The organism is Adlercreutzia muris, assembly GCF_008831045.1.
In the GTDB taxonomy this organism is placed as follows: domain Bacteria; phylum Actinomycetota; class Coriobacteriia; order Coriobacteriales; family Eggerthellaceae; genus Adlercreutzia; species Adlercreutzia muris.
Genome location: NZ_WAJS01000026.1, coordinates 34,144 through 41,849, shown reverse-complemented (window position 1 = coordinate 41,849; position 7,706 = coordinate 34,144). Strand labels below are relative to the sequence as shown.

Annotated in this window: 6 protein-coding genes; all 6 read left to right on the top strand. The window is 70.0% G+C overall.

The window, feature by feature from the left end; all coding sequences use genetic code 11:
• The coding region (locus F8D48_RS08620; protein WP_151431252.1) for a VanW family protein at positions 1 to 2,261 on the top strand (2,261 nt) is incomplete at its 5' end.
• A gap of 10 nt (positions 2,262 to 2,271) precedes the next feature.
• A complete protein-coding gene (locus F8D48_RS08615; protein ID WP_151431250.1) occupies positions 2,272 to 3,579 on the top strand; it encodes a phenylacetate--CoA ligase family protein in 1,308 nt (435 codons plus the stop codon).
• The gene (locus F8D48_RS08610; protein WP_135969858.1) at positions 3,579 to 4,010 is read left to right on the top strand and encodes an amino acid-binding protein; all 432 of its coding nucleotides are present in this window, start codon (positions 3,579 to 3,581) and stop codon (positions 4,008 to 4,010) included. The genes F8D48_RS08615 and F8D48_RS08610 overlap by 1 nt, the downstream gene beginning before the upstream one ends.
• Positions 3,991 to 5,487 (top strand): D-alanyl-D-alanine carboxypeptidase family protein, encoded by a 1,497-nt coding sequence (locus F8D48_RS08605; RefSeq protein WP_151431248.1) that lies wholly within the window; start codon positions 3,991 to 3,993, stop codon positions 5,485 to 5,487. Before F8D48_RS08610 ends, F8D48_RS08605 begins: the two co-directional genes overlap by 20 nt.
• 13 nt (positions 5,488 to 5,500) lie before the next feature.
• Complete coding sequence (locus tag F8D48_RS08600) at positions 5,501 to 5,941, top strand: FHA domain-containing protein (protein WP_135969856.1); 441 nt, start codon at positions 5,501 to 5,503, stop codon at positions 5,939 to 5,941.
• A gap of 39 nt (positions 5,942 to 5,980) precedes the next feature.
• A complete protein-coding gene (locus F8D48_RS08595; RefSeq protein ID WP_151431246.1) occupies positions 5,981 to 7,705 on the top strand; it encodes a thiamine pyrophosphate-dependent enzyme in 1,725 nt (574 codons plus the stop codon).
• The last annotated feature ends 1 nt before the right edge of the window (position 7,706 follow it).

Sequence of the window (7,706 nt, the reverse complement as noted above, 5' to 3'; positions counted from 1 at the left end):
CCGCCCCGTCTTCCATCGGAGCCCATCGCGCCGTCGCCGCCGAGGGCGGCCGGGGCTCGCGGCCGGCGGTCCCGGCCCGGCCCACGGGCCGCCCCGATCGCACGCCCCGGTCCCGGTCGGCCGCGCAGCGCCCCTCGGCGGCCGACGGCGGCCGACACGGCCGGGGGAAGAAGAGGGCGTCCGACTACGACGCGCCCCGCGTCCAGCCCTCCACTATTCGCGGCCGTCGCCGGCGCGGGCTGCCCGCGGCTCTGGCCACGCTGCTGCTCATCGGGCTCCTTCTGGGGGGCGCCTACGGTGCCGACCGCGTCATCAACGAGAACCGCATCTACGCCGGTGTGTCCATCGGCTCGGTGGACGTGTCCGGCATGACCCTTGAGGAGGCCCGCGCCGCCGTGAGCGGCGCCTACGGCGATCGCGCCAGCCGCGGGCGGGCCATCGTGTTCGCGAGCGAGGAGGCCGCGGCCTCTGTGGACGTGGGCACCGAGCTGGCCGAGCAAGAGGCCCAGGCCGAGCAGCTCTCGGTGGAGGAGGCCCGGGCCGATAAGCTGCTGTGGGTGGCCGAGGCCGGCACCCTGGGGGCGCATCTGCCCGTGAGCGAGCTTGTAGACGAGGCCTTCGCCGTGGGGCGCGACGGCGGCATCGCCGAGCGTTGGTCGGCCCTCGTCGACGGCGCTGCTGTGCCCGTGCGCCTGGCCTTCGACGACGATGCCGTGGAGACTCTCGCCGCCGACATCGACGCCACCATCGGCGAGCCGCGCCAGGATTGGGACGTGGCCGTGGAGGAGGGCCAGGTGCGCCTCGTGGAGGGCCACGAGGGCACCATCGTCGACCGCGATCACTTCACGGCGCTGCTCACCGAGGGCTTCCTCGGCGACGCTCCGGAGGCCGTCTCCTTCGTGGCCGAGGTCGCCTGGGCGCCCCTGCGCATCGACGAGGCCGCCGCCGAGCGTGCCCGCGCCGCCGTGCAGGCGGCTCTCGACGGGGGTGCCACCTTTACCTTCGAGGGTACGTCCTGGACCCTGTCCGGCGCCGAGCTCGGCGCCTGGATGGATACCGAGGTGCGGCCGTCCGGCGACGGCTTCGTGTTGGCTCCCGTGCTCGACGAGCAGGTCGCCCGGGCCGATCTGGTGGCCCGCATCCGCGACGCCGGCTTCGCCTCGGCGGTCACCGTCTCCTTCGAGAAGGCCGACGGGGAGGTGTGGGTGTCCACGGGGGCCGGCTCCCGCTACCCGCTCGTGGCCGAGGCGCTCACGGCGGCCCGCGAGGCGCTGTTCGGGGAATTCGACCGGACCGGCGCACCTGTCGCCGGTCCGGTGGCCGTGGAGATCGGCTGGGGGGAAGCCCCTGAGCGAGCCACTTTCGACGAGGCCGTGGAGCTGGGGCTCATCGGCGAGATCGCCACCTTCACCACCGAGTACAACGACGGCCCCGGCACCGCTAACCGCCGCCACAACATCCACCACGCGGCCGACCGCCTGACCGACTCCATCGCGGCCGCCGACGGCGGAGAGTGGTCCTTCAACGACGTCATGGGCGAGGCCAACGAGGCCAACGGCTTCCAGGCCGCCAACGCCATCGTGAACGGCGAGTACGAGGACGCCATCGGCGGGGGTATCTGCCAGGTGGCCACCACGGTGTTCAACGCCGTCTTCGAGTCCGGCTTCCCCGTGACCGAGCGCCGAAACCACTCCCTGTACATTTCCAGCTATCCCACCGGCCGCGATGCCGCCATCGCGTATCCTGATCTGGATCTGGCGTGGGTGAACGACAGCTCCTCCGACGTGCTCGTGCGCACCCGCTACACCGACTCGACCCTCACGGTCTCCCTCTTCGGCATCGATCCGGGCTACGTGGTCACGGCCGAGACCGGCGACTGGGAGGCGGGCGATCCCTTCAAGAAGCGCACGAAGGTCGACGAGAACGAGCCGGCGGGCACCCACTACGTGAAGACCAAGGGGGCCGACGGGCGCCGCGTCACGGTGCACCGCACGGTGCGCGACCGCTCGGGCAACCTGCTCCACCAGGAGGACTTCGCTTCGAACTACGCGCCCGTCGACGAGGTGGTCGTGGAGGGCCCGAATCTTCCGGGCACCGAGCGCGAGCCCGACGAGCCCGAGAGCACCGAGCCGCCGCCCGAGGAGGGCCGCCCCTGGGATGAGGTGGTGGCCGGCGCCGCGCGCGAGCCCGAGGAAGAGGATGCAGGGGAAGAGGACGGAGGGGCCGGGGAGCAACCCGGGCCATCGGATGATGAGGAATAGGAGGACAGCTGTGTACTTTCAGCCGGAAATCGAGACCATGCCCCGCGCAGAGCTGCAGGCGCTGCAACTGGAGCGTTTGCGGGAGTCGCTGCGCAACGCCTACGAGAACGTGCCGCTCTACCGAGAGCGCTTCGACGCGGCCGGCGTGACCCCCGACGATCTGGAAAGTCTCGAGGATCTTACGCGCTTTCCCTTCGTGGTGAAGCAGGACATGCGCGACAACTACCCCTTCGGCATGTTCGCCCGCGAGAACGGCGACGTGGCCCGTATCCACGCCTCCTCCGGCACCACGGGCCAGGCCACGGTGGTGGGCCACACCGCCGCCGACCTAGAGAACTGGGGCGACTGCTTCGCCCGCGGCATCGCCATGGTAGGGGGCTCGCGCGAATCCACCATCCAGGTGTCCTACGGCTACGGTCTGTTCACCGGCGGCTTGGGCGCGCACGCCGGCGGCGAGGCCATGGGCTGCACCGTCATCCCCACCTCTTCGGGCAACACCAAGCGCCAGGTGCAGATGCTCAAGGACTGCAAGACCGATATTCTGTGCTGCACCCCCTCCTATGCCCTGCTCATCGCTGACACGGCCATCGAGATGGGCTACGACCCGGCCACCGAGTTCCAGATCTCCGGCGGCATCTTCGGCGCCGAGCCCTGCTCGGAGAACATGCGCCAGGAGATCGCCGACAAGCTGGGGCTGCAGTACTGCGACGTCTACGGCCTCTCGGAGATCATGGGCCCGGGCGTGGCTATGGAATGCGCCGAGCGCGGCGGCCTGCACATCGCCGAGGACCAGTTCTACTGCGAGATCATCGACCCGGACACCCTGGAGGTGCTGCCCGACGGGGAAGTGGGCGAGCTCGTCATCACGACGCTCACCCGCGAGTGCTCGCCGATGATCCGCTACCGCACCCGCGACGTCACTTCCATCAGCGCCGAGCCCTGTGCCTGCGGTCGCACCCACCGCAAGATCGGCCGCATCCTGGGCCGTACCGACGACATGCTCATCATCCGCGGCGTGAACGTGTTCCCGTCCCAGATCGAGCAGGTCATCACCGAGTTCCCCGAGGTGGCCACCCAGTACCAGATCGTGCTCACTTCCCGCGGGCCCCTCGACCACGTGGAGCTCCAGGTGGAGACCGAGCCCGATTTCCCCATCGACGAGGTGCGCGCCCTGGAGGATCTGCGCGGACACTTGGGCGCGGCGCTCAAGGGCAATCTGCAGGTGGCCGTGGACATCAAGTTCGTGGAGCCCAAGACCATCGCCCGCTCCGAGGGCAAGGCAAAGCGCGTCATCGACCTGAGAGGAGAGACCCACTAATGATCTCGCAGCTGACGGTATTTCTCGCCAACGAGAAGGGGCGCCTGGCCGCGGCTTGCCGCACCCTGGCCGACGCCGACATCAACCTGGCGGCGCTCTTCATCGCCGACACGGCCGACTTCGGCATCGTGCGCATCTTCTGCGACCGGCCCAACCGCGCCGCCGCCGTGCTCGCCGAGGCGGGATTTCGCGCCTCCATCACGCCGGTCATCGCCGTGTCCGTGGCCGATGAGCCCGGTGCCCTGGCCCGGCTTCTGGGCTTCTGCCATGAGGCGTCCATGAACGTCGAGTACGGCTACTGCTTCTCGGTGGCCGGCGGCACTGCCGTGGACGTGCTGAAGATCGAGGGGGAGGGGGCCGAGGAGGCCCTGGCCGCCGCGGGCTTCAAGATTCTCGCTCCGGAAGAGGTCTATGTTGTCGACGAGGACTAAGCGCCGCTCCTGGCTCGGGGCCCTGCTGCTGGCCGGTGCCCTGGCCCTGCCCCTGGCCGCCCCCGTGCCGGCCGCCGCCGATGTGCGCGGCACCGATGTGATTCTCGGCCAGACCGTGGAGGCGCGGGGACTGCCGGCCGTGGCCTGCCCCAACATCACGGCCTCCTATGCCGTGCTCACCGATGAGAACGGCGCGGTGCTCTTCGCCCGCGATGCCGACACCCAGTCCCACATCGCCTCCATCACCAAGGTGATGACGGCCATCGTGGCCCTGGATTCCGGATTGCCCCTGGACACGAAGGTGACCGTATCGCCGGAGGCCGCCGCCGTGGGCGAGTCCTCGGCGAACCTCCAGGCCGGCGACACGCTCACCCTCCAGGCGGCCCTCACCGGGCTCATGGTGCCCTCGGGCAACGATGCCGCCATCGCCATCGCGGAGGCCGTGGGGGCGGGGCTTGCCCGGGACGGCCAGTCGGCCAACGAGGCCTTCGTGGACGCCATGAACGCCAAGGCCGCCGAGCTGGGCATGGAGCACTCTCTGTTCGCGAACCCCCACGGGCTCGACATCGACGAGTTCGACAACGAGATGTACTCCACGGCCGGCGATGTGGCCCTCATGTGCGCCTACGCCATGGAGAACGAGACCTTCCGCTCCATTGTGGCCCAGCAGACGGCCCAGATCACCGTGGCCAAGCCCGACGGCCAGGCGGTCACCCTCGATCTGGTGTCCTCCGACCTGCTGCTCGGTGTCTACGAGGGCGCCTGCGGCATCAAGACCGGCTACACCGAGGCTGCGGGCAACTCCTTCGCCGGGGCCTGCAGCCGGGGTAGCGGCGACCTTATCGCCGTGGTGCTCGGCTGCCCCTCGGAGACCGCCCGCTTCGAGGACACGAAGATCCTCTTCGACTGGGTCTACGACAACCGCGTGAGCTACCGCCTCGCCCACAGCGACCGCACGGTGACCATGACCGCGGACGGCCGCGCCGAGGAGGTGCCCCTCATCGCCGAGGTGCCCTTCACTGCCTGGACCGACAAGCGTGTGAACGCCACCTTCGCCGATCCGAAGGCCGCCGTGGAGGTGTTCGCCCCCGAGGGCAACGTGAGCCAGGAGCTCGTCTTCGACGATTTGAACGGCTCGGTGCGGGCCGGCGATAAAGTGGGCACCGCCACCTTCTACCAGGCCGGACAGCCCATCGCCACCCAGGATCTCGTGGCCGCCGAGGACGCGGCCGCCCCCGACTTCTTCCAGGCCATCGCCATCTGGTGGGAGCGCCTGTGGGCCGGCTTCGGGGGCACCGAGCTTGTGGCCGAGCCCGTGGTGGTGAACGAGACCCCGCTCATTTACGACAAGGCGCCAACCCGTTCCGACCAGTCCGTGGCCGCCATCGCCTCCGGCGAGGAGGATAGGGCCCCGGCCGACGGCGACGGGGCGACCGACGACCAGCAAGGGGCCCCGGTGTCCGGGGCCAGCGAATAGAAGGAGAACGGCTATGACCGAACTGTGCCCCGTCTGCTCCCATGCGGTATCGCCCGATGATGCCGTGTGCCCCACCTGCGGCTTCAAGCTCCTCGGTGCGACCCAGGCCTTCAAGCCGCTGTCGGTGGAGGGCGATGCCGTGCTCGCCTGCGATGTGGCCCCCACCCGGGCGTCCCTCACCGTGGTGCGCGGGCCGAAGGTGGGCATGGTCTACGGTCTGGGCAGCGAGCCCATTACCGTGGGCCGCGCGCCGCAGTGCACCATCTTCCTGAACGACATGACCGTCTCGCGCATGCACGCCACCATCGAGCCCGAGGGTCCCTGCTACGTCATCCGCGACGCGAACTCGTTCAACGGCGTGTGGGTGAACAACGACTCTGTGGAGGCGCGCACCCTGCGTCCCGGCGACTTCATCCAGATCGGCACTTTCTGCCTGCAATACGAGGAGAACTAGGCCGCTTGCGGCCCTTGGTTGGGAGAGAGACGGGGAACTATGGAACTGATGTCGGGAAACGAGGCCATCGCCCAAGGTGCCTGGGAAGCCGGCTGCGCCATCGGCGTGGCCTATCCGGGCACGCCCTCCACGGAGACGCTGGAGGCCTTCGGCCGGAAAGAGGGCGTCTACGCCGAGTGGTGCGTCAACGAGAAGGTGGCCCTGGAGGTGGGCGTTGGCGCCTCGGCGGCCGGGGCCCGGGTGCTCGCTACCATGAAGCACGTGGGGGTGAACGTGGCGGCCGACCCGCTGTTCACCGCCGCCTACACCGGCGTGGGGGGCGGCCTGGTGATCCTGGCTGCCGACGACCCCGGCATGTACTCCTCCCAAAACGAGCAGGACTCCCACTACTATGCCCAGGCGGCCGCCGTGCCCTGCCTGGATCCTGCCGATTCCGCCGAGGCGCTCCGCTTTACCCGGGAGGCCTTCGACCTGTCCGAGCGCTTCGATGTGCCGGTGATGCTGCGCTCCAGTGTGCGCATCTCCCATACCAAGACGCCCGTGGAGCCCGGCGCGCGCACGGAGCGCCCCCTCGTTCCCTACGAGAAGAACCCCGCGAAGTGGGTCATGATGCCCGCTTTCGCCAAGCCGCGCCGTGCTGTGCAGCTCGAGCGCATCGACGCCCTGCGCGCCTGGGCCGAGGAGTGCCCCTACAACGAGGTGGTGCGCCGCGGAAGCGACATCGGCGTCGTCTGCGCCGGAGCGGCCTACCAGCATGTGGTGGAAGGGCTGTCAGAGGCCTCCGTCTTCAAGCTGGGCCTCACCTGGCCCCTTCCGGCCGCGGCCCTGGCCGACTTCGCCGATTCCGTCGAGCGCCTCTACGTGGTGGAGGAGGGCTCGGCCTATCTGGCCGATGCCGTGCGGGCCTGCGGCATCGCGGTGAGCGAGCCGCCCTGCCCGCTGCCCCGGGCCGGGGAGCTGTCCCCGGGTCTGGTGCGGGCGGCCTTCGGCGGCGCGGCATTGCCCCACGCCCCGGCCGTGGAGGGACTGCCGGCCCGGCCGCCGGCGCTGTGCCCGGGCTGCCCCCACCGCCTCGTGTTCAAGGAGCTCGCCCGCATGCGGGCCATCGTTACCGGGGACATCGGCTGCTACACCCTGGGGGCCCTGCCCCCGCTGGCCGCCATGGATACCACGGTGGACATGGGCGCCTCCGTCTCCATGGCCCACGGCTTCGAGCTGGCCCTGGCCGGCACCGAGCACCGGCCCGTGGTGGCGGTCATCGGCGATTCCACCTTCGCCCATTCGGGCCTGAGCTCGCTCATCTCCACGGTGTACAACTGCGGCGCGGGCACCGTCTGCGTGCTCGACAACCGCACCACGGCCATGACCGGGCGCCAGGGCAACCCCTTCAACGGCGTGACCCTGCAGGGGCGCCCCAGCCGCGAGCTGCACATCGAGGCCGTGGTGGCCGCCATCGGCGTGGAGGACGTGCGGACGGTGGACCCCAACGACGCCGCCGCGGTGCGCGCGGCCCTCAAGGAGGCCACGGCCGCAGACGACATCTCGGTCATCGTATTCCGTTCTCCCTGCGTGCTGCTGGAGCGCAAGGCGGCTCGGCCCTTTTGGGTGAACGGCTCCTGCACGGCTTGCGGCTCCTGTGCCACGCTCGGCTGCCCGGCCATCGCCCGGGACGAGAGCGGCGTGGCCTCCATCGATACGGGGCTCTGCATCGGCTGCGGCCAGTGCGAGCAGTACTGCCGCTTCAACGCGATCGTTTTGGAATAGG

Excerpts from the sequence above, each read along its gene's own strand:
- F8D48_RS08610 (WP_135969858.1), top strand. The coding sequence starts at position 3,579 with ATGATCTCGCAGCTGACGGTATTTCTCGCCAACGAGAAGGGGCGCCTG.
- F8D48_RS08605 (WP_151431248.1), top strand. The coding sequence starts at position 3,991 with ATGTTGTCGACGAGGACTAAGCGCCGCTCCTGGCTCGGGGCCCTGCTG.
- F8D48_RS08600 (WP_135969856.1), top strand. The coding sequence starts at position 5,501 with ATGACCGAACTGTGCCCCGTCTGCTCCCATGCGGTATCGCCCGATGAT.
- F8D48_RS08595 (WP_151431246.1), top strand. The coding sequence starts at position 5,981 with ATGGAACTGATGTCGGGAAACGAGGCCATCGCCCAAGGTGCCTGGGAA.